This is a genomic window from Undibacterium sp. SXout20W, from assembly GCF_049340285.1.
Taxonomy (GTDB): Bacteria; Pseudomonadota; Gammaproteobacteria; order Burkholderiales; family Burkholderiaceae_D; genus Undibacterium.
In genome coordinates this window covers 42,896-67,456 of sequence record NZ_JBMPPH010000011.1, presented here as the reverse complement: position 1 = coordinate 67,456, position 24,561 = coordinate 42,896, and the positions used below count along the sequence as shown (strand labels likewise).

Below are 24,561 nucleotides of genomic sequence, written 5' to 3'. Positions count from 1 at the left end.
AAAGTGTCGAAACTCGCTGCGCTCAGACAACGACACTTTCTGATCCGTTTTCCGTGAAGCGCAAATTGCTTTGTCTAAAGCGGGTAAGGTCTGTATCAACGTCTACTTCAACATCAACGTCTACTTCAACATCAACATCAACATCAACATCAACGTCAACGTCAACATCAACATCGACGTCTACTTCTGCGTCCACCTTTAGTGCTTAGCGTGGGGCTACCGCTCAAGTTTTCGTTTCTTGTTGATTTGTAGTGTTGTACTTCGGGCGACCAAGCCGGGAGTGGCCCGGCGGCCACTTACTTTTCTTTGCTTCGCCAAAGTAAAGTAAGCAAAAGAAAGGCGACGCTGAGACTTTGCCCTGCGGGTGCCGTCACTGCGTGTCGGCACAATTTGCGCTTCACGAAAAACGGGAAAGTGTCGAAACTCGCTGCGCTCAGACAACGACACTTTCTGATCCGTTTTCCGTGAAGCGCAAATTGCTTTGTCTAAAGCGGGTAGGGTCTGCATCAACGCCCACTTCAACGTCAACGTCAACGTCAACATCGACATCGACATCTATCTTCACCTTTAGCGCTCAGGGTGCAGGTTGAGCCTTAAGCCTTCGTTTCTTTTTGATTTTTAGTGTTGTACTTCGGGCGACCAGGCCGAGAGTGGCCCGGCGGCCACTTACTTTTCTTTGCTTCGCCAAAGTAAAGTAAGCAAAAGAAAGGCGACGCTGAGACTTTGCCCTGCGGGTGCCGTCACTGCGTGTCGGCACAATTTGCGCTTCACGAAAAACGGGAAAGTGTCGAAACTCGCTGCGCTCAGACAACGACACTTTCTGATCCGTTTTCCGTGAAGCACAAATTGCTTTGTCTAAAGCGGGTAGGGTCTGCATCAATGTCCACTTCAACATCAACATCGACGTTAACATCAACATCAACATCAACATCAACATCAACATCAACATCAACATCAATATCAACACTCAGTGCAGGAGGGCAACCCGCTTATCTTAACGCCACGGATGACAGCGCAGGTTGCACCTGTCGTACAAACGCTGTTTTCAAAGTACGAAGCTATGCCATAAAAAATCCGGAAAAAATAACGGTCATTAAGACTACCAGCCATGCAGGTAGCTTCGTCGATAAGAGGAGAGCGAATGCGCTTGCAGCGACCAGAAAGTCGCTCGGTTGGTGGATTGTGCTGGTCCAGATTGGATGATAAAAAGCAGCTAAAAGCAGACCGACGACGGCGGCATTAATACCCATCAAGGCATTTTTTAATTGTTGTTGATGGCGTAATCGTTCCCAGAATGGCAGTGCGCCGATGACCAGTAAAAATGCCGGCAAAAAAATCGCGCAAAGCGCAATTCCCGCACCCAGCCAGCCCGCTGGTTGTTGGCGAGAGACCGCGCCGACAAAAGCAGCGAAAGTGAACAAAGGGCCTGGCATCGCTTGGGTAACGCCATATCCAGTCAGAAAGGCTTCTTCCGAAATCCAACCGCTCTGAACGAATTGCGATGCTAACAAAGGCAGGACAACGTGACCGCCGCCAAAGACGAGGGCACCGGTGCGATAAAAATCGTCAAACAGCGTCACGGGATATAGCTGCATCGTTTTGGCACATATTGGCAGCGCGACTAACAATACAAAAAATGAAATGAGTGCCGTTGTCGCGACTCTTTTGGGTATGTTTTTGCTGCCCTCATGTTCAATAGGGTCGGCTGGCGCTGCTAGAAAAGCCATGCCCACGGCTGCGGCAACAACAATCACCACAATTTGTCCGATCACGGCTGGCAGTAACAATACTGTAATCGCCGATAGTATGGTGATGATGCTGCGTAGCCAGCCGGAGGAGAAATTTTTCCCCATTCCCCATAGCGCTTGAGCGACGACCGCGACGGATACTAATTTAAACCCATGTAACCACGCTGCACCCCATGCGCTGCCAATGCGCGCATAAAAAAGACCAAACAGCGCCATCAGAATGGCGGATGGCAGTGTAAAACCAAGAAAAGCCGCTACGGCACCGGGTATTCCCGCTCGGGAAAGGCCTAAGGCAATTCCTACCTGACTACTTGCAGGACCAGGTAAAAACTGGCAAAGCGCCACCAGATCGGCATATTTATTCGCCGTCAGCCAAGCGCGTTTTTCGACAAATTCCTGCCGGAAATACCCGAGATGCGCAATCGGGCCACCAAATGATGTACATCCTAATCGCAGGAAAATCGTAAAAATAGTCCACCATTGGCGCCATGCCGGAGGGGTGTCGGTGCTCACAGTGTGGTTCATGTTGTATTTTTAATGCCAGGACGATGCAAAATCGATGACCAGTGATGTCTTGACGTCGAGTTTTGGCGGTCACAAAATTGATGGAGTCCAAAGTCAAAGGAGTGGCAAAATACTGCCACTCCTTTGATCCCCACCTCGACTAAGTGCGTCAATTAGTCTTGCAATGCACCCGTCAAATCACCCGCTGACGCGCGAACGCCTGGTAACGGTGCGAGTTTAAAACGTTTTGTCAGCAATTTGAGAATCGAAGTCGTGTCGTATGGGGTGCTATCGACAAAGCCGCGTTTCGCATATGGCGAAATAATGATGGCAGGAATGCGGTTACCCGGCCCCCAACGATCCGCTTTTGGTGGCGCGACGTGATCCCAGAAACCACCGTTTTCATCGTAGGTAACAATGATCAGCATGTTTTTCCATTGCGGGCTCGCTTGCAGTTTTTTGACCAATTTTGCAATGTGTTCGTCGCCTGACATCACATCGGCGTAACCCGGATGCTCGTTCAATTCACCCTGAGGTTTATAGAATGTCACCTGTGGCAAACGACCATGATCTATATCGTCAAACAGTTCCTGACCATCCTTGAGATGGTCGGCGCGGTCTTTGGTGCCAGGGGCGAAGCGCAAGAAATAGTTGAATGGCTGATGATGCGGTTGAAAATTAATTTTGCCAGCGTAAATTTGTGCGCGATCTGCCAGCGCCTGATTCCAGCCGCCCGCATACCATTTCCAGCTGACATTTTTTTGACTGAGTGTATCGCCGATGGTGGTTTGGGTTTGGGGTGGCAGCGGATTTTTACTGCCATCGGCCAGAGTCGATACCGCCGCAGGAGGGATGCCACTAGGTTGATAGCTTGACTGCAAAGTGTTCACGCCATAGCCATCTGGCGTCACGCTACCATCCTGGAATACTGGCGCGCCGACTAAGGGATCCGTTGGTGAGCTTGCTTTTAAGAGCAAGTTACCTTGCGCATCCAGTTTCGCCCGCATGGAATCTGGCGCGTCTTTGAATACGGGTGTACAGGCGCAAGCAAGCCACATGTGATTCAAAAATGAGCCACCAAATGCGCCCATGAAGAAATTGTCCGCCAAAGTATATTCTTGGGCGATTTTCCACATTGGCAATGCAGCACCATTGTAGTGACCCATGCTTAGACCACCCGCATCCGAGATCGCGGCAAATCGATCATTTTTGCCGCCATTGATCTGCATTTGATTCTGATAGAAGCGATGTACCAGATCGGCCGTTTTTTTATCTAAACCCTGATTGATCGGCGCAGCATCAATGCTGAAAGGCATATTGGGTAGAGCTTGTGGGATGTCTTTATTCGGAACGCCAGGTTTGTCCCAGGCGGCGGGTAATTGCTTTAAAACCTGGCCTTGCATATCGACCTGGACATAGCGTTGATCGGCAAACGCTTTTCCAATCCCATTCGCGCCAGGGAACAAGCCGTATAGATTATCGAAACTGCGATTTTCGCCATAAATGATGACGACATTTTGAATTTTGTCCAAACTATTGGCTGCAACAGCGGTTGGTCCAGACAGACCTGCAAGCAGCACGGGAATCAGCAAATGTTTCATAGGATAGGCCAGCAATAAAGATAATGCGCCTATTCTAATCCGATTTTATGAACGTTCGATGATACAAATGTAGCTAAATCACCCTACATAGTTTGCAATCTTCGTCATCGCAAAGGTGCAGATTCAGAGGTATTTACAGATGCTTATTAATCGTGGTCACCATCTGGACGCCGCCAAGGGTCGATATGTGTCATCAAATTCAAGACGCGGTGGTGTTGCAAAACCCGCTTTCTGGCTTCGACGGCGATGTCATGGCCTTCTTCAACGGTAATGTCTGCATCGACTTCGATATGTGCATCGACCACGATCATGTCCCCCATTTTGCGGGTATTGACATCATGGACGCCGATGACGCCGGGCGTTTCTTGCAAAGTACGACGAATTGCCTGGACTTCTTCATCGTCGGCGGCTCTGTCCATCAAGTCGTTTAACGCTTCCCAGCCAAATTCCCAACCCATTTTGGCGACCATAAAGCCAACAATGGAGACTGCAATCGGGTCCAGAATTGGATAACCGGCCAGATTACCAATAATGCCCAAGGCAACCACCAATGATGATGCCGCATCGGATCTTGCATGCCAGGCATTTGCTACTAACATGCTGGACTTAACGCGCTGGGCTACCGCCAACATATAACGGAATAACAGTTCTTTGGAAATGAGAGCGACCGTAGCGACCCACAATGCAATTTGGTGCACATGCGGCACTGTTTCTGGGGATTGGAGTTTCAGAAACGCCGACCATAACATGCCAATACCAACCGCCAACAAAATCAAACCAAGTGCGAGTGAAGCACCAGTTTCGAAGCGATGATGACCATAAGGGTGGTCTTCATCAGCATCTTTTTTACTGTGATGGCTGGCAAATAAAACGACAAAATCGGCGACCAAATCTGATAGCGAATGTATGCCGTCAGCAATGAGACCTTGTGATTTTCCGAAGATACCAATCGAGATTTGAAACACGCTCAGAAACACGTTGACGACAACACTCGTCCAGGTACTACGTGAAGTCGCCTTGGCGCGTTCGGCGGCACTATACTGGGGGCTGTCATGTTCATCGTGAAAATCAGGTTCGTTCATGGTATTTCTATCTTGGGAGAAAATGTTTACATATTGATCGCGCCAAAATTGGCGCGATCTTGGATGTCAGTCCCCGGGGTCATGATCTGGCATCACCAGCGGATTTTATCGTCAGGCGCCATTGTAGGGTGCTTAATCTCGTATTGCATCAATTTTTATAACTGAAATGGAATAAATTTAATGTGAATAAAAACTGATTCGCATTTAAAAAAGTAAAGAATTCCTATTCGTTTTTTTGACCAATAGTTGACGCAGAAAAATTGATCATGATTTTTGTTTTTGATTTTTCATGCTGATGTGCTCAATGAAAGAAATCGAGCGATAATGCCGTTAACTTTTTCTGATCATTGTTCATTTTTTAATCCGCCATCCGATTATGCGCACACTTCTGTCAAAACCGTCGCTTTCCAAGTCAATCTTGGCCTCGATGTTCGTGTCGATATTTGCCTGTAGCTTGATTAGTGCATGCGCCACTTTGGCTCCAGACAGCGTCGCTGGCAAATCGGGCGAGCCAGTCCTGCAATTGCAACTCGATGGTCAGATCAAAAAACTGACAAGGGTTGAACTCTTGCATTCACCACATCTGCAAACCATTGTCATTCCTGAAGATGCTTCCTATCACCGTCAGCAAACCTATCAGGCAATCCCGTTGCAGTCGCTACTGACCGCTTTGCCTGCAGGAGGTAGTTTGCAATTTACTGCTTTGGATGGCTTTGTAGCGACGATTCCAAATCAGTTGATACAAGCGCAAGATGACGCGGCGCAAGCGTGGCTGGCCATCGAAAGCGCCACGCAAGCCTGGGATGCCTTAAAGCCCGGACAGCCAAGCGCAGGGCCATTTTATCTGGTCTGGCTTGCCCCTGAAAAATCGCATATATCCGGTGAGCAATGGCCTTATCAAATTGCTAAAATCAGTTCCTCCACGCCGTTAGAGTCACGCTATCCACAATTGCTGCCACATGCGGCAGGCGCGAGCCAAGTAGCTGCGGAACGGGGATTGCAGGTATTTACTAAGAATTGTGCGACGTGCCACAGTCTGAATCACGGCGGTGATGCCAAAATAGGACCCGACTTGAATTTGCCAATGAACCCGACGGAATATTTTCAAGCGTCGGCCTTGCGTAATCTGATTCGACATCCAGGATCGGTGCGGACATGGTCTCAATCATCGATGCCAGGATTTACAACTGCGGTGATTTCCGAGCCAGAGCTGGATGACTTGCTGGTCTATTTGCACCAAATGGCCATTCAACGCGGTAACTAGTTGCTTTAAATAAAGATGGCGTCGATATCGTTATCTTTTCATCTTTATTCGATGTGAGCTTATTCAATATTGCGTAGCGTCGACACCGTCAAAAATCCGGCAAACACTGTTATTGATCGCTAGTTGGTATTTTTGAACGACAAGCGTTTAAGTTGTGGTCAGGCTTTGATACTGATGAATTGTCCAACCGTTTGCCCATCTGTGTTGATGGATGGAATAAGCGGGCTCGGTTGAATTGCCTGAGCTTGTGTTGTGCCTTTCGCCGCGGGCGTAAATGCAGAAGCGACCGCATTTTTAACATCATGATTTTGCTGCACAGCTTTTTTTACCTGCAGTGGGTCAGCTTTTAAATTGCCAGCTTCGCTGGTAAAACCGCTGGTATTGATTGAACTGATACTCATTTCTCACTCCCTACATCGATCAAATTTACTCAATATTACTTTTTATATTGGCAATTGTTCTGCCAAACATACTGAAAAATATACTCAAATTCGCCCAGATTTCTGAACTCATTGTGTCTACTTTTCTGCAGTTTTACTGCCCGCGTTTTCACCAGCTGCATTTTCTGAGCCTGCATTTTTATAATCTGTCTGACAGATCCTTGGATCCTTAGATCCTTGGATTCTTAGACTCTTAGACTATTTTTTGCATGGAAAAAATCCAGATCTGAAACGCCAGTGTAGGACAAGTTAGCAACGTTTGCATAAGCTCTGGCGTACATGAAAAAAATACTCCTAAGAAATAATCATTTATTCTGATATTTGCTGAAAAATACGTCTTTAAATAAAATTTATTAATAATAGTAAAGACCATCAAAGATCAATAAAAATCGTCCCGATCTTTTGTAAGCTTGATCATTATTCTGCCTCACAGCGTGTCTGAGTTCTGTTGCATAGGAGACAGGAACCTTACCGCATCTGTAAATGGCCGGGAATTGGCACCATGAACTGATCTTCTTTGAATAACTTAACGCAAGCTTCAACGACAAAAGGATCGAGTTGACGACCAGACTGTTTTTGAATTTCTGCTAAGGCGAAATCAATACCAAGTGCAGGGCGATAAGGGCGATAAGAGGCCATCGCCTCGACAATATCTGCGACTGCCAGAACGCGTGCCTCAGGTAAAATTTGCTCGCCACTTAAACCCCGCGGATAGCCTGAACCATCCATTTTTTCATGATGTTGATAGACAATCTCTGCAACCGGCCACGGAAAAGGAACATCTTTTAAAATATTGTAGCCATTAAATGGATGTTCTTTAATTAAGGTGAACTCAGCGTCACTCAAACTTTTAGGTTTGGTCAAAATTTCAATCGGAACAGCAATCTTTCCAATGTCATGCACGAGAGCAGCCATCTCGAGCGCTTTCAGTTGATCATCTGACCAACCTAGCCGTTGACCAATATGACAAGCGATAATGGAGACCCTGTCTTGATGACCTGCCGTATAAGGGTCGCGGTTTTCCATGGTTTTTGCCATGGCCTTGATGGTTTCTAACAATGCTGTGGATAACTTCATTTCCGCAGCGATGCATTTTTGCCGCTCTTCGTCGATGATGTCAAAATGCGAAAAAAAATCAAGTCCGTGTGCGATTTCATTGGCTAAACGTTCAAACAATTCAATTAAAGCCGGACCAAAACTACTGACTTCAGAGGAATAAACCATCAAGGCACCGCGCCGGTCCTGTTCAAATGTAAATGGAATCGTTGCACTTGAACTGATCTTCGCGTGTTTAGCTTTCGCGCTCCAAGGCTTGAAGTGAGGGTGCGTTTCTACATCGCTTAACACCTGATTAATCCCGCTACGGATGGCTGTACCAGTTGGCCCCTGCCCATGCGGTGAGTCAACCGCCCAACTGATGGTTAAATCATCGAGATAGGCTTTGCTACGACCCGACGCAGCGGCAATCCGCACTTCTTTGTTGATGTTATTTTCGGCAATGCCGACCCATGCAAGTACATACCTGTGCTCGTGTGTTAGCGCATCGCACACTGCTTGCATCAATTCTTCGCGCGATTTGGCCTTGGATAGAGCAGCAATAGCGCTGGCGTAGGCAGTCAATTCCCATCGTTTGACCTGCATTTCATGCTCAGTTGGCGAGACCTTATTCAGATCTCGGAAAGAGACAATAATGATCGGTTGGCTTTTTACTTTGAGAGTACATGCAAAAGAAATTTCCAACGGAATTTGCTGAGCGTTTTTATGCTTAATATGAATGTTTCGAAGGACCGTTGGTATCGACAAATCACGAATGGCATCGGTCACCAAGGCTTGTTCTTCTGGGAAATGCAAAAAAAGATAAGGCTGTCCGACCAATTCCGTTGCATCGAAGCCGGTGATATCCTCAGTGGCTTTATTAACTGCAACGATAGCGCCAGTATTCCGATTGATGGCTAACAGCGGAAATAGGGAGTGTTGCCACGCGCCAACATAAATTGACGTGTCTCCATACGCTTGTGAATCTGTAGCATTCATTTGGCCGTCCGTATCGTTGATACTGAGGTAGCTAGGTGGCCTATCGTCCCAAAAAGGCTTACGTCACCTGGCTATTCGGATTGCTTACATCATAAATTGCCCGAAAAGCTGCTTCGCTATGCGCCCAAAAGCACTTAGTGAATACTATGTCGACAATAGCTTAAAAGCAATCTTTAAACTTATATTTGGTGCAGTATGTGACAAAATAGCAATAGCAACTTATTGATCATTTTTTGATTTACGCAAATTCATAAACAATACCAAAAGTGCCGAAACCAGCATGAGCATCAGACTGATCGCATTCACAACAGGCGTTGCGCCGTCTTTCATTCTGCCATATACCATCACAGTCAATGGCGCGTCGCTACCAGTGAGCATATAAGTGGTATTGAAATTCTCAAACGAGAGCAAAAACGCAATCATTGCCGCGCCTGCCAGGGCAGGTTTTAAATATGGAAAAATAATCGTGAGCAATATTTCCCATCTGGTGGCCCCTAAATTTAAAGCCGCTTCTTCAAGGCTAACATCAAAACGTTTCAAACGGGCACTAATTGTGAGCGTTGTAATCGACGCAATATACGAAATTTGGCCTATTGTGACTAAGACCAGACCCGGCCGTAAAAAATCCGGATCAAAGCCAGTCAGGTCTTCTGCAAACTGGGCGATATGACTCATCAACGCGAGGATAGAGATGCCTAAAATGACACCAGGTATCACCAATGGCAACAACATCATCACGGATAAAGCCTGTTGTCCACGAAAACTAAAGCGCTCCAATAAAAATGCATTGCAAGTGCCAAGAAAAACACTGATCAAACTAACGGAGACCGCGACCTTGAGACTAAACCACAAGCTGGTTTGAATATCCTGGTCAAAAAATAAACCCGTGCGTTCCTTGCTGCCGTCCGCAAAAAACCAGTCCAGTGTAAAGCCATGCCACGGTGGCATCGGGTAGGCCGCATCGTTAAAAGCAAAGGCCACAACCACAATTAAAGGCACAAATAAAAACAAAAAGAAGGCAACAACATATGTCAGCCGTAATGTCCGGGTAGTCGCGGACTGAGGGATAGTAGGAATCATGTACGCCTCATGACGGTAGTGAATGATTGACGGCTTAATTTCAAGCCGCACCAGACCAGGAATGTGGATAATCCCAATAAAAGGAATGCAAATGCAGCGCCTTGTTCCCAATTAAAGCGGGTAATAAATTGGGTGTAAATTTGCTCGGTGAACCACATCGAGTTCTTACCCCCTAAAAGTACTGGCGTCAGATAATTACCCAGCGTCAGCATGAATACCATAATGGTGCCGGCCGCAATGCCCGGTGCTGCATGGGGAATAACAATTTGCCGCACAATATTGAAGCGTCGTCCACCGAGATCGTAGGCAGCTTCGATCAGGCTGACATCCAATGTTTCTAGTGCATTGATGAGTGGAATTAACATAAACAACAATGACGAATACACGAGACCCAATAGAATCGCTGCGTCGTTGTACAGCAGTTCTATCGGCTCAGAAGTCAGTCCAAGATGAAATAAAAGCTGCGGTACAACGCCATTGCCGCGCAATAAAATCATCCAGCCTAACGTCCGTACCATCTCACTGACCCAAAATGGCAACAACACCATCGCCATGAGTAATGGCTTGGCGGTATTGCCTGCAATCTTGGCGATGTACCAGGCAATCGGGAACGCTAACACCAACGAAATGGCGGTTGCTGCTAGCGATAAAATAGCGGTACGCATGAACGTATGCCAATACAGAGGCTCGTCGAAAAAAGTGACGTACTGACGCAAGCTGAATGCATATTCTTGTGGTGCAGTGCGCACGCGCAGGGACAAAATCAGCATTTCAAGATGCGGCAGGATGATCAGTAAACTGAGCCATATGAGTGCCGGTGCTAACAGCAGCCACAAAAGGAGAGTTTTTTGCTTAGTAATCATAGCGCGCTTCAGACAGAAAAAGCCTGGATATTTTCGGCGCTGATTGCAAGATGCACTTCGTCGCCATTCTGCAAATCTTTGAGCAGTCCATTTTGCGGCAGGGATACCTGTATGCTAATGGTGCTATTGCTGAGTTTGACGAGAACAGACGAATTTCCGCCATCAAATAAAATACTACTGATAGCACCGCGTAAATGGTTGGCATATCCATCAACGGGAAAAGCCTGACGACTAATTGCGATGCCTTCTGGTCGAATGAATAAATGAACTTCTTGCTTATTGTGGAGCGTATCCTGGGAGCTGCAGAACAAGGAGATATTGTCAGCAATCTGCGCAGAAACTAAATTCGTCATTCCAATTGAAGCGCGTCCGGAGAGTTTGTTTGCATTGCCGACAAACCCAGCGACAAAGCTTGTTTGCGGGCGATAATACAAATCTTGTGGCGTGCCGATTTGTTCGCATTTGCCATGGTTCATTACTGCGACCATGTCTGACATGACCAGTGCTTCAGATTGGTCATGGGTAATGTACAAAAACGTTGTGCCGATTTGTGCCTGCAACTGCTTAAGCTCGACTTTCATGTGCTCACGCAATTTCAAATCGAGTGCACCCAGTGGTTCATCCAATAACAATAGTGTTGGCTCCAGTACCAATGATCGCGCAATCGCAACACGTTGCTTCTGCCCACCCGATAACTGTTCTATACGTTTATCTTCGATGCCAGGCAAACCAACCCGGCGCAACATATCCTTTACTTTATGTTGAATTTCGGGCTTTTTAACGTTTCGTCTGGCTAAGCCGTATGCGACGTTTTCGCCCACTGACATCATAGGAAACAGCGCCAAATGCTGAAACACCATGTTGACTGGTCGCTGATTTGGTGGCACCGCACGCATACTTTTTCCGCCAACCAAAATGTCGCCTTCATCAGGCTCGATAAATCCTGCCACCATCCGTAGCAAGGTTGTTTTACCGCACCCAGATGGACCGAGGATAGAACAAAACTGTCCTTTAGGAATTTGTAACGACAGATTGTCGACGGCCGTAAATTCTTGACCGTGAAGTTGATAACGTTTGGATACGCCTTGAATATCAAGGTCGATCAGTTCATAAGAAGACGGCAGCATAATGAAAAAATGAGTGAGTTTCAGCGATACCTATAACGCCCATAAACAAGCTTGATGTGGCTGATAGGTCATAGTGCAGAACGGTGGCGAGAAGAGACTAATTTTCTCGCCACGTATTGGATTGGACTTAAGAGGCTTTGATTTTGTCGAGAATTTTTCCATCCAACTCTTCAAGTCCTGCGGGGATTGCGGGATACCATTTGATATTTTTTAGTGCGTCCGCCGAGAAAGATTCATTGAATTGCGCTTTCATTTTCGCATCCATGAATTTATCGGCATCTTTGACCGCCGTAAATGTCCGTGCTGATTTCGCCATGCGTCCGGCAATTTCAGGTCGAGTCACAAAATTGATCCACGCGTAAGCGGCAGCATCATTTTTACCCCGCGCCGGAATCGCAAAGCCATCGACCCAACCGAGCGCGCCGGATTTAGGAGCGATAAATTTCAGATCAGGATTTTCAGAATTGAGCTTCCAACCACCGCTATCCCACATCTGAGCCGCGAGCAATTCACCCGTGCGAAGATCGTTGAGTAATTGATCTTTGCTTTCCCAAAAATATTTCAGATTTTTTTTACAGGTAACCAGCTTGTCGCCTGCTTGCTGCATAATTTGTTCGTATTGCTTAGGATTGCTATAAGCCTTGAATGGGTCTAAACCCATAGAAAATGCCATGCCGATTAAGGTAGGACGCTTTAAGCGAACGGCGACCTTGCCGTGTAATTCTGGTTTGCACAAATCGCTGTAGTCAGCAACTTTGACTTTATTGCTCGCCATCACCAGGCCATCAGTACCCCAGAAAAATGGCAGGCCATACGTTTTACCATTGATGGTGGTCACTTTTTTGGTGGCTTCCAACATCTCTGGTAAAAATTGCGCTGTCTTTACCTTCGATAAATCGATGGCTTTATAAATACCAAATTCTGCTGCCGGCCCTGCAATTCTGTCCTGACTTGGCTGCACCAAATCAAAACCCGCACCGCCGGTGGCGCGCAATTTGGAGATCATTTCTTCGTTGTTCGATAAGGTTAACTCAACGGCGATACCTGTTTCTTTTGTAAATTGTTCAGCGACATCCTTAGGGACATAATCAGCCCATGTCAAAATGCGCAACTTATCTGCCGCAGTAGCATTACCAGTTAACAAACCTATCGATGCACATATGATCGAGGCAGAAAGGATGGAGCGACGAAAGGTATTCATTTATATTCTTTACGTAATTTCACACTAAACAAGAATGGTTTCATACTGTGATGACGCTTTGATGACAGACGGTGAATTTTGAATCTTGACTTGAATTCTCGTGGTAACGATGCAATAAAAGCGAGAGAAAAAGCCGACGCATGCAGCGTCGGCTTTTGGTCTTTGAGAATCTCAAATATTTTTAAATTTAAAAATTAAAAATTAAAAATTAAATCCGCCTTCTTACATTTTTCCGCTGAAGGAAATAAAGAATTGGCGTGGTGCAGCAGTCAACAATGTTTGTGCTGTACCAGTTGGGTCGCTAGCTTGGAAGCCATTTGAGCCAATCGTGCTGAAGTATTGTTTGTTCATCAGATTTTGTACATTCAACTGAATCGAAACGTCTTTCAGACCAGCCAACGTTTTTTGCTTGTAACCTGTAGACAGATCAACGACCCAGAAAGAAGGTACGCTTGCATCATTGGTATATGTATAGAAACGTTTGTCAGTGAATTTCGCTCCAGTACGGGCGAACCATACTGATGTGTCATAGGACAATTCAGTTTTAAACATCATTTTTGGCGCGTCAACAACTTGTTTTCCAGCGATGTTGACTGTCGTTGTGCCGTCAACATAGTTAGACTTGTACTTAGAGTCGTTGTATGTGAACGAGTTGAACCATGTCAGGTCTTTAGCTACAGCATATGACAGCGCAGTTTCGATCCCTTTGTTCTCGACGGAACCGACGTTCACGAGTGTGCTTGGGCAACCGACGATACCGGCACATGTCGCGACCGATAACAAACGATCATTGAACTTCGTGTAATAAACACCAACGGAGCCCACGAAGTCATTACGTTTAAAGCGATAACCAGTGTCGAGTGTTGTTGATGCTTCTGGCTTCAGGTTTGGTTGACCCAAGTTAAACGCTGTTTGCGTTTGTGAAAATGGGCCGTCAACACCTGGTTGGAAAGCGCGCATATTTTGTGTCACGCTGGCAAACAACTCATCTGTTTTGGTCAGTGCATAGCTCACACCAACTTGCGGCAGGAATGTTTTGGATGCTTTGAGTTCACCAGCAGCGCGGCTGCCAACGACACTAACGGAGTCAATTTTGACTGTTGGTGATTTGAAGCCATAGTTCAGTTTGACTTTATTATCCATCAAACTCACTGTATCTTGCGCATAGAATTGTGTCGTTGTGGTCGTGAAATTTTGCTTGAAGACGGTGCTAGTTGGATTGCTCAGGAAATAGTTTGTGTCCTGACCACCAGTCGCGTCGTAGTAGTTACGCGATAAAGTGTGCAAGCTGCTTTCTGCCCAGAAACCCGCATTGATGGTGTGTTGACCAAGTTCCCATGTCAGATCTGACAAAATACCGTTGCGGCTGATCGCGTATTCTGATGTACGGATGGAGATAGGTAGACCATTGGTTGAAGCCTGGTATGGGGTATACCAGTGACCCTGGCCTTGATCACTATGATGATAGGCCGTCGTTTTTACAGTCATCGTGTCAGACAAGTTGCTGTCTAAAGTCGCGCCCAACAGACTGTCTTTACGCAAGCCACTGCCTTGATAATAAGCATCATCTAAGCTGTTGACGCCGCCAGTGAAGATGTTTTTAGCAGCGTTGACTGCACGTTGCCAGTCAGGTGCATAGTTGTCCCAGTTATAGCCGAGACGATTGACCATATCCAATGACACATCCTGGTAGTCGATTTCTTTACGATCAGAATAGTTGAAGAAAGCGGACAATTTATTATTGCTGCCAATTTGTTGTACTAATTTGGAATTGAATTGGTCCTGATTTTGTGAGCCTGACCCTTTGGATTTTTCAGCACGTTGACGTGTTACGCTGAGATAGGCCTTAGTGCCAGTTGACAGCAAGCCAGTGTCAACGCGCGCAAATGTGCGGGACGTACTATTGCTGCCAAAAGTTTGTGCGCCAGTCAGTGTAAATTCTTCCGCTGGTGCAGAGGAATAAAATTGTACAGTACCACCCAAATTACTTGTCGATGCAGTACCAACATCACCGGCACCTTGGGACAAAATGACATGACCGATGTTTTCTGAAGAGATCGCGCGGCTGATATGCAGACCGTTATTGTTACCGTAGCTCATATCGCCCAGCGGTACATTGTCCAATGTAAAGCCTAAGTGATTTTGATTGAAACCACGTGCGCTGAAACGTGTAGACCATTCGTAAGTGCCGAACGGGTCAGCAGATTCAAATGCGACGCCAGGTAATTTATCCAGCGTTTTCAAGGGGCTTGTACCTGGTACGACTTTCATCAAATCTTCTTTGGTGATGTCTTGTACCTGACGAGTTTTGCCTTCGCCAACGATCGTTACGGTAGTCGCTTCCGCGGCTGCAACAGGCGCTGCTACTGGTGTTGGTTCAGGTGTTGCTACTGCTTCAGCAAAAGCTGGCGCTGCAAAAGCTTGCATCAAAACGAGATAAATAGGCGTGCGTTGGAAATGGTTTGCCACAAGAAGTTCCCTTCAGATTGATTGAATTTAATAATTTTTGTGTTGTCTAAGCGACACATCATCGATCAATATTTTTTGGATGATGGTTCGGTGAGAAGTGTTTGCAGATCTACTGCTAGACAAGTTTTTGCTCTGACATCAACGCGGCGAAGTCTAGCAATTGAATATGACGATTTCGTGAATGGGTTGGCGATACAACAGTTTCATTTTTGAGGAATAATTCCATTTTTTGTCATGCCAAGGACATATATCTTGCGTAGTAAATACTTAAAATTTCCTTAAAAACTTCTTGAAATTTTATTCGCATTGAATGAAGTTTTAGTCGCTGCATTAGTCGCTGCATGAGTCATTATCGTTGACAGTTCAAAATCATGGCGCTTACAATGCGCAGGTTATTTTTATTGAGGAAAATTATCGTGGACTGTAGCAGTTGTATCGATCAAATTGATGGATGGACATTCGTGCCTACCATTTTCGCTCGCTCCATGTAGATTTTCTGCTGCAGCTGGCGACGATGTGAGCTGCGGTAAATTGGTAAAGTTCTTTTGCCAGTATTTCCATCCCCTTGATCTGTATTTGTGTTTGTTGTCCTTGATTTTTTTGAGGCAACTTAGCTCTGTACCGGCGTATTTTTTTCCGGTACGAAAATTGATTGTGGAGAGATGAAATATGGAATGGGATATATTTACCTTAAGGGTGTTATTGGCATTGACTTTGGGTTCTTTGATTGGCGCCGAACGTCAGATGCGTCAACGTATGGCAGGCTTGCGCACGAACGCTTTAGTGTCAGCGGGCGCTTGTCTTTTTGTCGCCGTGGGAGTGATTTCCGGGACGGCTGATGGTCAGGCGAGGATCGCTGCGCAGGTCGTTTCTGGTATCGGGTTTCTTGGCGCAGGGGTGATTATGCGTGAAGGCTTGAATGTCCGCGGGCTCAATACCGCCGCGACTCTATGGTGTTCTGCAGCGATTGGTGTATTGGCTGGACTAGGCCATTTGTTGGAAGCAACGGTTGGCGCACTGGTTATTCTTGGGGCAAATTTGCTCTTGCGCAGCCTCGGTCAAATGATCAATAAACAAAGCATGGAAAGCGCGACCGAAGTCGAGCAAATGTATCGCTTGTCCATCGTCTGTCAGGCCGATGATGAAGTCCACGTGCGTACTCTGATGTTGCATATGCTGAATGGTATGCCGCAGCTATTGATTCAATCATTACATAGCGAAGATATGCCTTTGGGTGGACAATTAGAGGTCAGAGCTGATTTGATTGCTTCGCCAAATCATTTGTTGCAACTGGAACAAATTGTGAGCCGGATTAGTTTGGAAAAAGGTGTGAGTGCGGCGCGTTGGTCGGTATTGCATCGTGTTGAAGAATAAAATGTGGCCTCACCAGGTTCTTCATCATTAATGAAAATAATGTTTATTTTTTAAATAATTTTCAAAAAATCCGTACAAAAAAGCAATCAAAAGCCATGCAAAAACCAAAGTTAAGCCGTATCTATATGGATACGGCTTTTTTATTCTGCTGACATTTGAAGTATGGCGCTTGCCGCTTATGTATATTATGTGCCAGAGTGTCTTAAAATAGAGCCACCACCAGGTCTTTTAACGTGTCATTTGGTCAGTAGCTAAATGCCGGCAACGCTTCAGAAACTACTCCATGAAAAAGAATTTCCACCTCCTTGTGATCGATCCACAAAATGATTTTTGTGATTTACCTGCAAGTTACCTGACGCTGGACCCACATAGCGGGCAGAACATCGTACCAGCCTTGCCGGTGCCTGGTGCCCATGCCGACATGCAGCGCGTCGCGCAGTTGATATCCCAAGGTGGGACTGGTTTAAGCGAGATCAGCGTGACGCTGGATTCGCATCATCGCTACGATATTGCCCATCCGGTTTTTTGGCTTGATCAAGAACAGCAGCAAGTTGCCCCGTTCACACAAATTTCTGCGGAAGCTGTCCGCCAGGCAAAATATCAGCCTCGTGATATGACCGCTTTGCCAAGGGTGCTGGCATATCTTGATGCTTTAGAACAAGCCGGTCGTTATCAGTTGATGGTGTGGCCTATTCATTGTGAGATTGGCACATGGGGACAAGCGATCCATGCCGATGTCCGAGCCGCCTATAATCAATGGGAAGATAAGCATTGCCGTCCGGTACAAAAAATTATGAAGGGATCGAATCCATGGACCGAACACTACTCGGCGATTATGGCAGAGGTGCCGGATGACGACGCCCCAGATACCCAATTGAATCGTCAGTTCATTGACATCGTAAAGCTCGCAGATCGGGTCTATATTGCTGGTGAAGCGAGCAGCCATTGTGTGAAGGCAACAACGGAACATCTTGTCGCTCATCTGCCATCCTCATCAATCGCAAAATTAGTGCTACTGACTGATTGTATGAGCCCGGTTTCTGGTTTTGAAACGAGCCATCAGAAATTCATCGGCGACATGCAAGCGCTTGGCGTGCAAACTGCAACAGCGGCAGATGTACTTCCCGACCTTCTTGCAAATGGAAAGTAGGGCGGCAATCAAATCTATTGCAGCAATCAGACCCACCGTAGCACTTAAATCTATGGTGCGACGAGTACAAGTTGAAGTCGTTGGGATACGACAGTAGTCCGATTATCAAGGAACACAATGAAACCAGTTGTTCGCAGTCTGTTAGAAACTGATTTGTACAAATTTACAATGTGGCAGGCGTTGCTGCACAAACATCCGGACGCCCATACCGAATATGCGTTTGTGTGTCGCAATACACCTGCCTATCCGTTAGCTGAACTGCATGCTGATGTCGAGCGGGAAATTGATTATTTTTGTTCGCTCAGATTTACTGAAAGTGAGCTGGACTATTTACGTTCTTTACGCTTTATTAAAAGTGATTTCACTGACTTTTTGACGGTGTTTCATTTTCAGAGAAAGTTTATCCACGTCGCCACCAAAGGCGACGATTTAGAAATCGTTGCCACCGGACCACAAGTGCATGTGATGGGGTTTGAAATATTTGTGCTGCACATCGTCAATGAACTGTATTTCCGGCGTTTGCAAAAGCTTGAGACCCTCCCCGAAGCGCGACGACGCCTGACAGCAAAGATTGCGCGCTTGCGGGCATTTGAACAAGAGCCCACTCAAGATCATCCTTTTGAATTTTCTGATTTTGGCCTGCGTCGCCGCTTTTCTGGCGAGTGGCACGATGAAGTCGTTGAGACACTCGCACGCGAAGTACCGCAATTTTTTAAAGGCACCTCCAATGTCTATCTCGCCAAAAAATATAATTTGATACCGATAGGTACAATGGCGCATGAATATTTACAGTCGTATCAGGCGTTTGGTGTGCGTCTGCGTGACTTTCAAAAAGCGGCCTTAGAGGATTGGGTGCAAGAATATCGGGGCGATCTTGGCATTGCTTTGACGGATGTGGTCGGCATGGATGCTTTTCTGGCTGACTTTGATTTGTATTTCGCCAAGTTGTTTGATGGCTTGCGCCATGATTCTGGCGATCCTGTGGTGTGGGGCGAAAAGGCACTCGCCCATTATGCCAAGTTGCGTATAGATCCGAAAACTAAACGCTTGGTGTTTTCTGATGGACTTGATTTTGATGCGGCGTTTTCTTTGTACCGGCATTTTGCCGGTCGAACAATGCCGGCATTTGGTATTGGTACCAATTTAACCAATGACACTGGCATACCAGCCCTGAACATTGTAATGAAACTCATGTCATGCAATGGTCAATCCGTCGCCAAGTTGTCAGACTCAGCTGGCAAAACCTTGTGTACGGATGACACTTTTCTGGCTTATCTACGGCAAATTTTCAACCACCCGGTGATTTGAATTTATCTTGTTCAGACGACGCTAATGGGTGTCATGCGGTTCAGATATTTGACCAATATCCGGTAAGTGTCGCGATCAAAGCGAGGTTTTCCTGATGCTAATAAGGTCTGAATTTCTGTATCGTTATAAGCTCGTCCGAGATAACACCACGCTTCGATGACGTGAAAGACATGCCCTTCTTTAAACATCGCCGGACCATTGAATGGCCAGGCTTTGAGCTTCATTTCGCCCAGCGCTTCGATTAAACGCAAGTTGTGCTGTAAAGGAGATTCCAGGCCAACACATGCGCCTTTACACTGCTTTAATTGGCGGGCAAAGCATGGCTTACCACCGCCACCTTTTTCAAGACCCAAAGTTGCTGCGCAGAGCTGAAATTGTTTTACTGCTTGCAATAAAAATTCTCGCGCGCTTGCGCCACTTTTGAATAAACCGTAAAGTTGTTCCTGGCGGCCTAGATCGAGGTCGCGTCCATATGCTAGTTGTGGTTGTAGTAAACCAGATCCCAGATCGACCAGTCGCCATGAACAGAACTCTGTATTGCGGCGTAGTTGGCGGTTTAACGTTGGTTGCTTTTCTTTAATCAGCCGGGCTTCAGTAATTAAAGCATCAACCTCCCCTTCGCACTCTATCCATTCAATATCACGCACCTGAAGCGATATATTCATCTCTTTTGCAATGGCATGATCGGATGAAAAGTGGGAAAGCACGCGTTGGCGTAAAGTATTGCTCTTGCCTATGTATAACGGCAGTCGGTTCTCGGCATAGAACAGATACACACCGTAAGCTTTTGGCAATTGGTCAATAATGTCGGCATCTAAATGCGGCGGCAAACTAGAGCGTGTCGTTAGTTCTTTGACAGCCGCTTGCAATTCAGCTTCTGGCAAACTGGTCTCTAAGGCGCGCCAGAATTGATAGATGGCATCTGCATCGCATAAAGCACGATGGCGCTCACCTTCGCCAACGATCTGGTGCCGCTCCATGATGCTATCGAGATTGTGTTTAACAAATTGGGGAAATAATTTCCGCGATAACTTCAATGTACAGAGCACTGTTGCGCGAAAAGATTGATTCAATCGTTTGCACTCATTTTTCAGGAAACCGTAATCAAAACGTGCATTGTGAGCGACAAAAATATGTCCGTGCAAACGTCTGAGGATTTCATCAATCAGATCAACAAACTTTGGTTGATTTACCACCATTGCATCACTAATACCTGTCAATTGTTCAACAAAGGGTGGTATCGGTGTTTCGGGGTTGATTAACTGGCTCCAGCGTTCTACTTTCTCGCCATCAAATGTGACGATGGCGATTTCAGTGATGCGATCTCGGGTTGCAATAGTGCCTGTGGTTTCCAGGTCAACAAAAGCCAGCGGGCGTGCAAGTAGGGTCAAAATGGTACTCGTTCAGTCAATTTGACGTCATTGTATCGCTTGCGCTTCGTTCTCGCGCTATTCAAATGCAAACAAGCCAGGTCATCGTCGTTTGATTTCTATCAAATTAGACGGATTCTGCGATTTTTGAATTGTTACTCTATACGTATCATGCACAATGCATCATATTGGATCATTCTTGATTTGTAGGAATATTGCTATGTTGACTACTTCTCTACCTCCAGTGCCAGCAGCAATAGTTGATGCCGCCGGGCAGCCCTGTTTCGGCAAGTTCTTCGGCGCACTCGCCGACATCAACTGGTCTGGGCTGAAATCACCGTACCGTCGCAATCTATGGTGGCAACGCGTTCATCACAAGCGTTGGCAATATCTGGCGTTGGCGAGCGATGACCTATTTTGTGGCATTGCAATTGTTGATGTCGGATGGACGAATACGGCGTTTGCTTACGTTTTTGATCGGCAAAAAAAGCAAATCATTGCCAATTTTTCACAAGATGGCTTACCCGGACTGACTTCCCGGTTGCATTCCAAGCCTGCAACGGGCGCCGCCAGCCATTTTCATTTTTTGCATAATCGCATTGATTTTTGCCATGCTGACGATGCTTCATTTGCAACGCTAGACGTGGTGTGCGGTGAATTTTCCATTCAAGCGCAGTTGGAGGTACAGCAGGCGTTACCAAGTCTGAGCGCAATCGGCACGGTGGTTGATGGCACAGTACATGCAACAGTGAAGTCGGGAGGCATGCCTGTGACCGGCGATGTCATCGTCGCGGGTGTGCATTTTGTACTTGATGGCGGAATTGCCAGCATGGATCATAGTAACGGTTTTCTGGCGCGCGAGACTGCGTGGCGCTGGGCTTCTGCGCATAATCTGGAGATCGGATTTAATTTACAGTCAGGTTATTTTGGCGATCAGGAAAATGCATTATGGATCGATGGAGAAATTATTTCTCTTGGTGCGGCGTGTTTCGATTTTAATCCGGACAATCCCTTGGACATTTGGCATATTTCCACCGATGATGGCCTGCTGGATGTGGTTTTTCAGCCAGAAGGATGTCGCCAGGAGGACAAAAACCTTTTTATTGCCGCCAGTCGCTACGTGCAGCCTATCGGCACTTTTAGCGGCTGGGTCAAAGCAGATAAAAACGCTGAGCCACGGGCTTTTTCAAATTTAGTTGGCGTGACTGAGGATCATTTTTCGAGATGGTAACTGTGACGTAGCGATAATATCGATCATTTTTTGAGCAAAAGTTTGATCTAGGCGAAATACCTGGCTACGGCATCGTGTTACAAGAATAGCTTTCCAGCTACTTGTTTTTTGCCATGTTGACACTCCACTTCAGTGAATTTTCGGTAGAAGAATTTCTGGCCGATTATTGGCAGCAAAAGCCGGTCTTAATCCGACAGGGGTTTCCCGGCTTTTATGATTTGATACGGCCAGATGAGCTGGCTGGACTCGCCTGCGAACCACAAATTGAATCGCGTCTGATTTATAAAAAGGACGGTGAATGGCAGGCAGAATCGGGGCCATTTGAAAGTTACGGTCGTTTCGGTAAGAAAGATTGGACATTGGTGGTGCAGGCAGTCGATCACTGGTCACCTGATGTTGCTGGTCTGGTGCAGGCATTTTCTTTTATTCCAAAATGGCGACTTGATGATGTCATGATCAGCTACGCGGCTGCCGGTGGCGGTGTAGGGCCGCATATTGATCTTTACGACGTCTTTATTTGTCAGGGTTCAGGCCGCCGTCATTGGCGTTTGGGAGAGCGTGGAAATCATCGCCAATTCGCCGCACATCCAGCCTTGTTACATACGGAACCTTTTGACGCAATCATCGACGCCGAGTTGAGCGCAGGCGATATTTTATACATTCCGCCCGGGTTTCCGCATGACGGGATTTGCCTGGAAAATTCCATGAGCTTTTCGGTCGGGTTTCGCAGTAAGTCTGCGCGTGACATGTTGAGCGGGTTGGCTGATCATCTGATTGATAATGAGCTCGGTTCTGCTTTAATCAGTGATGCTGGACGCCCGCTTCATACCGAGCAGGGACACATTAACGGGAGTGACTTAGCATTGATCAAGGCGCAAATGCAAGCGATCCTGAATGATGATGACATCGTTCGTGATTTTGTCGGCAGCTTTCTTTCTAAGACCAAGTGCGAGCTGGATTTACAGGAATTGGATGATGAGATCAATGAGGATGACTTGATTGATCTTTTGCAAAATGAAGGTCTGCGGCGGACGGGTGGTTTGCGGTGTTTCTATCTGGATCAGACGATAGATCAGGGTATTTGCTATGTAGACGGGCAGCGTTATGAATTTGGTCAGTCTGCACGCGCGGCGGTCATGGCGTTGTGCAATAACGATGACGTGGATGCTGAGATGTTAGAAGACGGTTTACAAGTTACCGCGTTTGTTGCGGCCTTGGTTGCGTGGGTAAACCAAGGGTATTGGTATGCGGAGTGATCGAGGTATTCTACTTTTTTCTGACAAAACGATTTCGCCCCTTAAAGCTCCCGCGTGTGCGGGAGGCATAAGGTGGTGAAATTGCTTGATTGCGACAGAAGTTTATTCTGGCAATGCGACCTGGTTATCGGTACTGAACTGGTAATCGCGGAACACATGTTCTGCGGTCAATAGTTGGTAGCTGCCGTCTGCCTGCTTGCGCGTGGTGTCCTTGAGGCGATACGTTGTTTGTCCGCAGGTCCAGCAATTGAAGTTCCGCATATGGGTGCACAGGCAAGTTTTGTCCATGACAACCACTTTTTTAGCGTCAGGGTGTGCCGCAACCTCGCGATTGTACGATGTGATGTACGCGCAGTTGCCGTTGCCATCGAGCAGATAACCATAGGATTCGCAGCCAGGACGGATGCCATCGCCAATCGCAGGTGTGCTTTTCAACATCCGCATTGGATAGCCAGTTGGCGAGATATGGTTAACTTCGATGTCGTCTTCGCTGGCTTTGAAGTATTCTTGTTTCACGTCATCTGGCAAGCCACATTCTTTCGTGACGGTAAAACGGGTCGCTACTTGGACAGCGGACGCACCCTTTTCCAGGAAAGATACCGCATCACTGCCCGTAAAAATACCACCAGCAGCGATCAGCGGGATATCGAGGTTTTCGGCTTTGAGGTAAGCTGCGATTTCAGTAATAATCGTTTGCAGATCATAAGTCGCCCAATCATCACCAAAACCCAGATGGCCACCTGCTAATGGACCTTCGACAATAACATAGTCAGGCAGACGGTTTAATTTGGCGTTTTTACGCAGGAATAACTGCAAGGCGCGTAATGAAGAAACGATGATACCCAGTTTGGCTACGCGGAAACGTGGATGATCAGCCATCAGACCAAATGAACTCAGATGTAAGCCGGCACTTAGCGTAATACCATCAATCCCGCCGTCCAGCGCTGCTTCGAGGCGTACTTTCAGTGTTTCCCGCGGACCGTTCATGGTCAGCTTTTCCATGCAATTCACAAAAATCATGCCAGTGCCTTGTTTGGCTTCCATGGTCTTACTGACATGCATGCGAGTAGCATCAGCCAAATGTTCAAGATTGAATTTGATATCTGTCTTGTCGCTATTGTTGATGTTGTATTTGTAATACTTTGTTTTTTCTTTGATATAGCTGGTATCAAAGCGACGGTCAGTGACGTCGTGCACCATCGCATCAGAAATGTGACCGATACCGCCGAGACGTGCTGCTACCAACGCTAATTCTGCGGTGGAAATATCAACGCCCATCCCACCAATCATGATAGGAACCAGTTCATCTTTGCCTAACTTCAGGCGGAAATCATCTACTCGTTTCATTGCTATCCTTGACACATTGAGCTTAAAGGTCACACCCAAATCCGGGTCGATTTTTTGGGTGAAGCCGTCATTCAGAATGAGGGCGACCCAGATTGTAAGCCAGGCGAGGTAT

At 46.6% G+C, this 24,561-nt stretch carries 21 protein-coding genes; 6 read left to right on the top strand and 15 right to left on the bottom strand.

Annotated features, from left to right (window positions below; genetic code table 11):
• Nucleotides 1-22: 22 nt before the first annotated feature.
• The 6 genes from ACO0K1_RS08185 to ACO0K1_RS08160 all read right to left on the bottom strand — a co-directional run bounded on the left by ACO0K1_RS08185 (nt 23) and on the right by ACO0K1_RS08160 (nt 4,935).
• Nucleotides 23-196, bottom strand: a complete 174-nt coding sequence (locus tag ACO0K1_RS08185) for a hypothetical protein (protein ID WP_423024554.1) — start codon at nt 194-196, stop codon at nt 23-25.
• A gap of 20 nt (nt 197-216) precedes the next feature.
• Nucleotides 217-555 carry a hypothetical protein gene (locus ACO0K1_RS08180; protein WP_423024552.1) on the bottom strand — a complete coding sequence of 113 codons (339 nt, stop codon included), beginning with the start codon at nt 553-555 and terminating at the stop codon, nt 217-219.
• 19 nt (nt 556-574) lie between these two features.
• Nucleotides 575-955, bottom strand: a complete 381-nt coding sequence (locus tag ACO0K1_RS08175) for a hypothetical protein (RefSeq protein ID WP_423024550.1) — start codon at nt 953-955, stop codon at nt 575-577.
• A gap of 103 nt (nt 956-1,058) precedes the next feature.
• Nucleotides 1,059-2,273 carry a chromate efflux transporter gene (chrA, locus tag ACO0K1_RS08170; protein WP_423024548.1) on the bottom strand — a complete coding sequence of 405 codons (1,215 nt, stop codon included), beginning with the start codon at nt 2,271-2,273 and terminating at the stop codon, nt 1,059-1,061.
• A gap of 152 nt (nt 2,274-2,425) precedes the next feature.
• Entirely contained in the window at nt 2,426-3,853 is a 1,428-nt protein-coding gene (gene acpA, locus ACO0K1_RS08165; RefSeq protein WP_423024546.1) for an acid phosphatase, read from the bottom strand.
• Nucleotides 3,854-3,999: 146 nt separating this feature from the next.
• A complete protein-coding gene (locus ACO0K1_RS08160; protein ID WP_423024544.1) occupies nt 4,000-4,935 on the bottom strand; it encodes a cation diffusion facilitator family transporter in 936 nt (311 codons plus the stop codon).
• 376 nt (nt 4,936-5,311) lie between these two features.
• On the opposite strand from ACO0K1_RS08160, the gene ACO0K1_RS08155 reads away from it, so the two are divergent.
• Complete coding sequence (locus ACO0K1_RS08155; RefSeq protein ID WP_423024542.1) at nt 5,312-6,199, top strand: c-type cytochrome; 888 nt, start codon at nt 5,312-5,314, stop codon at nt 6,197-6,199.
• A 158-nt stretch (nt 6,200-6,357) separates the two neighbouring features.
• Here the strand turns inward: ACO0K1_RS08155 and ACO0K1_RS08150 are convergent, their stop codons facing one another.
• The 7 genes from ACO0K1_RS08150 to ACO0K1_RS08120 all read right to left on the bottom strand — a co-directional run bounded on the left by ACO0K1_RS08150 (nt 6,358) and on the right by ACO0K1_RS08120 (nt 15,413).
• Nucleotides 6,358-6,600 (bottom strand): hypothetical protein, encoded by a 243-nt coding sequence (locus tag ACO0K1_RS08150; RefSeq protein WP_423024540.1) that lies wholly within the window; start codon nt 6,598-6,600, stop codon nt 6,358-6,360.
• Nucleotides 6,601-7,107: 507 nt separating this feature from the next.
• Complete coding sequence (locus ACO0K1_RS08145; RefSeq protein ID WP_423024538.1) at nt 7,108-8,673, bottom strand: HD domain-containing phosphohydrolase; 1,566 nt, start codon at nt 8,671-8,673, stop codon at nt 7,108-7,110.
• A 219-nt stretch (nt 8,674-8,892) separates the two neighbouring features.
• Nucleotides 8,893-9,753 (bottom strand): ABC transporter permease, encoded by an 861-nt coding sequence (locus tag ACO0K1_RS08140; RefSeq protein WP_423024536.1) that lies wholly within the window; start codon nt 9,751-9,753, stop codon nt 8,893-8,895.
• The gene (locus ACO0K1_RS08135) at nt 9,750-10,616 is read right to left on the bottom strand and encodes an ABC transporter permease (protein WP_423024534.1); all 867 of its coding nucleotides are present in this window, start codon (nt 10,614-10,616) and stop codon (nt 9,750-9,752) included. The genes ACO0K1_RS08140 and ACO0K1_RS08135 overlap by 4 nt, the downstream gene beginning before the upstream one ends.
• A gap of 8 nt (nt 10,617-10,624) precedes the next feature.
• A complete protein-coding gene (locus tag ACO0K1_RS08130) occupies nt 10,625-11,743 on the bottom strand; it encodes an ABC transporter ATP-binding protein (RefSeq protein ID WP_423024532.1) in 1,119 nt (372 codons plus the stop codon).
• Nucleotides 11,744-11,870: 127 nt separating this feature from the next.
• Nucleotides 11,871-12,944 carry an extracellular solute-binding protein gene (locus ACO0K1_RS08125; RefSeq protein WP_423024530.1) on the bottom strand — a complete coding sequence of 358 codons (1,074 nt, stop codon included), beginning with the start codon at nt 12,942-12,944 and terminating at the stop codon, nt 11,871-11,873.
• Between the two features lie 222 nt (nt 12,945-13,166).
• A complete protein-coding gene (locus ACO0K1_RS08120; protein ID WP_423024528.1) occupies nt 13,167-15,413 on the bottom strand; it encodes a TonB-dependent receptor in 2,247 nt (748 codons plus the stop codon).
• 669 nt (nt 15,414-16,082) lie between these two features.
• Between ACO0K1_RS08120 and ACO0K1_RS08115 the strand changes: the two genes are divergently transcribed.
• From ACO0K1_RS08115 to pncB, 3 genes are all read left to right on the top strand, one after another.
• Nucleotides 16,083-16,787, top strand: coding sequence for an MgtC/SapB family protein (locus ACO0K1_RS08115; protein WP_423024526.1), 705 nt, complete (start codon nt 16,083-16,085; stop codon nt 16,785-16,787).
• A 283-nt stretch (nt 16,788-17,070) separates the two neighbouring features.
• The gene (locus ACO0K1_RS08110) at nt 17,071-17,937 is read left to right on the top strand and encodes a cysteine hydrolase (RefSeq protein WP_423024524.1); all 867 of its coding nucleotides are present in this window, start codon (nt 17,071-17,073) and stop codon (nt 17,935-17,937) included.
• Between the two features lie 117 nt (nt 17,938-18,054).
• Entirely contained in the window at nt 18,055-19,245 is a 1,191-nt protein-coding gene (pncB, locus tag ACO0K1_RS08105; protein WP_423024522.1) for a nicotinate phosphoribosyltransferase, read from the top strand.
• 11 nt (nt 19,246-19,256) lie between these two features.
• Here pncB and ACO0K1_RS08100 read toward each other — a convergent pair whose 3' ends face one another.
• A complete protein-coding gene (locus ACO0K1_RS08100; RefSeq protein ID WP_423024520.1) occupies nt 19,257-20,636 on the bottom strand; it encodes an exonuclease domain-containing protein in 1,380 nt (459 codons plus the stop codon).
• A gap of 199 nt (nt 20,637-20,835) precedes the next feature.
• Between ACO0K1_RS08100 and ACO0K1_RS08095 the strand changes: the two genes are divergently transcribed.
• Complete coding sequence (locus ACO0K1_RS08095; protein WP_423024518.1) at nt 20,836-21,846, top strand: DUF2804 domain-containing protein; 1,011 nt, start codon at nt 20,836-20,838, stop codon at nt 21,844-21,846.
• Between the two features lie 113 nt (nt 21,847-21,959).
• Nucleotides 21,960-23,102, top strand: a complete 1,143-nt coding sequence (locus ACO0K1_RS08090) for a JmjC domain-containing protein (RefSeq protein ID WP_423024516.1) — start codon at nt 21,960-21,962, stop codon at nt 23,100-23,102.
• 102 nt (nt 23,103-23,204) lie between these two features.
• On the opposite strand, the gene ACO0K1_RS08085 is transcribed toward ACO0K1_RS08090, so the two are convergent.
• Nucleotides 23,205-24,449 carry a nitronate monooxygenase gene (locus tag ACO0K1_RS08085; RefSeq protein WP_423024514.1) on the bottom strand — a complete coding sequence of 415 codons (1,245 nt, stop codon included), beginning with the start codon at nt 24,447-24,449 and terminating at the stop codon, nt 23,205-23,207.
• Nucleotides 24,450-24,561: the final 112 nt, after the last annotated feature.

Excerpts from the sequence above, each read along its gene's own strand:
- ACO0K1_RS08180 (WP_423024552.1), bottom strand. The coding sequence starts at position 555 with ATGTCGATGTCGATGTTGACGTTGACGTTGACGTTGAAGTGGGCGTTG.
- ACO0K1_RS08175 (WP_423024550.1), bottom strand. The coding sequence starts at position 955 with ATGTTGATGTTGATGTTGATGTTGATGTTGATGTTGATGTTGATGTTA.
- chrA (WP_423024548.1), bottom strand. The coding sequence starts at position 2,273 with ATGAACCACACTGTGAGCACCGACACCCCTCCGGCATGGCGCCAATGG.
- acpA (WP_423024546.1), bottom strand. The coding sequence starts at position 3,853 with ATGAAACATTTGCTGATTCCCGTGCTGCTTGCAGGTCTGTCTGGACCA.
- ACO0K1_RS08160 (WP_423024544.1), bottom strand. The coding sequence starts at position 4,935 with ATGAACGAACCTGATTTTCACGATGAACATGACAGCCCCCAGTATAGT.
- ACO0K1_RS08155 (WP_423024542.1), top strand. The coding sequence starts at position 5,312 with ATGCGCACACTTCTGTCAAAACCGTCGCTTTCCAAGTCAATCTTGGCC.
- ACO0K1_RS08150 (WP_423024540.1), bottom strand. The coding sequence starts at position 6,600 with ATGAGTATCAGTTCAATCAATACCAGCGGTTTTACCAGCGAAGCTGGC.
- ACO0K1_RS08145 (WP_423024538.1), bottom strand. The coding sequence starts at position 8,673 with ATGAATGCTACAGATTCACAAGCGTATGGAGACACGTCAATTTATGTT.
- ACO0K1_RS08140 (WP_423024536.1), bottom strand. The coding sequence starts at position 9,753 with ATGATTCCTACTATCCCTCAGTCCGCGACTACCCGGACATTACGGCTG.
- ACO0K1_RS08135 (WP_423024534.1), bottom strand. The coding sequence starts at position 10,616 with ATGATTACTAAGCAAAAAACTCTCCTTTTGTGGCTGCTGTTAGCACCG.
- ACO0K1_RS08130 (WP_423024532.1), bottom strand. The coding sequence starts at position 11,743 with ATGCTGCCGTCTTCTTATGAACTGATCGACCTTGATATTCAAGGCGTA.
- ACO0K1_RS08125 (WP_423024530.1), bottom strand. The coding sequence starts at position 12,944 with ATGAATACCTTTCGTCGCTCCATCCTTTCTGCCTCGATCATATGTGCA.
- ACO0K1_RS08115 (WP_423024526.1), top strand. The coding sequence starts at position 16,083 with ATGGAATGGGATATATTTACCTTAAGGGTGTTATTGGCATTGACTTTG.
- ACO0K1_RS08110 (WP_423024524.1), top strand. The coding sequence starts at position 17,071 with ATGAAAAAGAATTTCCACCTCCTTGTGATCGATCCACAAAATGATTTT.
- pncB (WP_423024522.1), top strand. The coding sequence starts at position 18,055 with ATGAAACCAGTTGTTCGCAGTCTGTTAGAAACTGATTTGTACAAATTT.
- ACO0K1_RS08095 (WP_423024518.1), top strand. The coding sequence starts at position 20,836 with ATGTTGACTACTTCTCTACCTCCAGTGCCAGCAGCAATAGTTGATGCC.
- ACO0K1_RS08090 (WP_423024516.1), top strand. The coding sequence starts at position 21,960 with ATGTTGACACTCCACTTCAGTGAATTTTCGGTAGAAGAATTTCTGGCC.
- ACO0K1_RS08085 (WP_423024514.1), bottom strand. The coding sequence starts at position 24,449 with ATGAAACGAGTAGATGATTTCCGCCTGAAGTTAGGCAAAGATGAACTG.